This is a genomic window from Caulobacter sp. D5 (genome assembly GCF_003185805.1).
Taxonomy (GTDB): domain Bacteria; phylum Pseudomonadota; class Alphaproteobacteria; order Caulobacterales; family Caulobacteraceae; genus Caulobacter.
Genome location: NZ_QHJY01000519.1, coordinates 1 through 2,051 on the forward strand (window position 1 = coordinate 1; position 2,051 = coordinate 2,051).

The window sequence follows — 2,051 nt, forward strand, 5'->3', positions numbered from 1 at the left end:
GCCGCCCGGGAAGCGGAACGGAACCTTCACGGTGCCGGTCTTGGCGCCCATCGGCAGCTTTTCAGCGATGCACATGGCGGCCTTGTCGAAGCCCTTGCCGGCCGCGCTGTTGTCGACGACCTTGCAAGCCGAGAGCTTGCCGGCGTCGGCGGTGCACTCAAGCATCACCTGGGCGGCGTCCTTGGTGTTGGCGAATTGCTGCAAGCAACGGCCCATTTGATCTTCGAAGCCGCCAGCGGCCGAAGCGGCCTGAGCGACGAAAAAGCTGCCGGCGATTCCCGCGGCAATAGCGATCGGATATTTCATCCCGCTGCTCCTAGTATTTTTTCTTCGTCCGTTGGACGTTGCGCCAACCGGCCGCCTGCACCTTCTCGCAGCCGCGAGTTAAGATAGTCTGAGTCAGCGAAGAATAATCGATATTTACTTGTCGATAACCAAGGTGACTTGCGACGGGTGCCATGTCGCCGCAATTGCCCGTCTCTAGACTCGAAACGCGCGCGAAACGCGCCTGCGCACGCGCCGCCGGGAGGGGGGTGCGACAAGGTGCGGCCATCGTTCTTAACCAAAGTCAGGAACTATTAGGAATCTATCGTGATGATCCGACCTCATTGCAGGCGGTCCGTGGGCACGGCCGTCGCTTGGAGGGGATCTCGAGATGAAGCGCTTTCGACTAGTCGATCTGCCGTTGATCATAAAAATCGGCTTCGCACCGGCTTTCGCCTTGGTGATGCTGGCCTTGATGGCCGGCGGGGCGATCATGATCCAGAAGAGCCAGTCCGCCGCGCTGCGCCAGGTCGTCGAGAGCGACATGGCCCAGAACATGGAGATCCTGAAGCTCTCCAAGCGCATCTCGAACATCAACGGTGAACTCTACACCGTGATGACCCACAAGGCCGGCAACATCGACGTCGCCAAGAACGACGCGCGCATGGCCGCCGTCCTGGCCGAGACCGACGCGATCAAGAAGGACCTGGCCTCCCTGAAGTCGAAGCTTCCGGCCGCCGAGCAGCCGAAGATCGCCGAGCTGATCAAGTCGCTCGATGAATGCCGCAGCGCCATCGACACGGTGAGCGGCATGATCGGCGTCGACTTCAACATGGCCGTCGGCTTCATCGCGCCGTTCGAAGAACAATACGCCAAGATGACGACCCAGCTGGACCAGGTGGTGGCCGCGGCCAACACCCGCGTCGCCGAGCAGGCCGCCAAGAAGCAGGCCGAGGCCGCCGCCGCGATCAGCATCACGGTCGTTCTCTCGCTGATCACCCTGGCCGCCGTGGCCGCCCTGGCCTTCCTGACGGTGATGAACGTCCGCAAGTCGATCGCCGACATCGCCGGCGCCACCGAGAAGCTGTCGAAGGGCGACAACGCCATCGATCTGGAGCGCCTGACCCGCGCCGACGAGCTGGGCGCCATCGTCCGCTCGTTGAAGGTCTTCCGCGACAACCAGCTGCATCTCGAGCAGCTGCGCGCCGAGCAGGAGAAGACCGCCGCCCTGACCGCCGACGAGCGCCGCTCCAAGGAGGAGGCCGCCGCGGCCGCCGCCCGCGAGAGCGCCCTGGTCGTCAGCTCGCTGGCCGAGGGCCTGGAGCGCCTGGCCTCGGGCGACCTGACCTTCCGCGTCACCGCCGCCTTCCCGGGCGAGTACGCCAAGCTCAAGGACGACTTCAACGGCGCCATCGCCCAGCTGCAGGACACTGTGAAGGTCATCGCGGCCTCCACCGATGGCCTGCGGACCGGCGCCGACGAGATCGCCCACGCCTCCGACGACCTCTCGCGCCGCACCGAGCAGCAGGCCGCCAGCCTGGAAGAGACCGCCGCCGCCCTCGACGAGCTGACCGCCACCGTGCGCCGCACGGCCTCGGGCGCCCGCCAGGCCTCGGACGTGGTTTCGACCACCCGTGGCGAAGCGACGCATTCCGGCCAGGTCGTCCATCAGGCAGTGTCCGCGATGGGCGAAATCGAGAACTCCTCCAAGCAGATCAGCCAGATCATCGGCGTGATCGACGAGATCGCCTTCCAGACCAACCTCCTGGCGCTCAACGCCGGGGTGG

At 65.1% G+C, this 2,051-nt stretch carries 1 protein-coding gene and 1 pseudogene; one reads left to right on the plus strand and one right to left on the minus strand.

Going from position 1 to position 2,051, the window contains the following annotated elements:
• A partial coding sequence (locus DMC18_RS24725; RefSeq protein WP_110133404.1) for a hypothetical protein occupies nucleotides 1-306 on the minus strand: 306 nt, incomplete at its 3' end.
• A 302-nt stretch (nucleotides 307-608) separates the two neighbouring features.
• Here DMC18_RS24725 and DMC18_RS24730 point away from each other — a divergent pair.
• Nucleotides 609-2,051, plus strand: a pseudogene (locus tag DMC18_RS24730) (methyl-accepting chemotaxis protein); the annotation flags it as partial.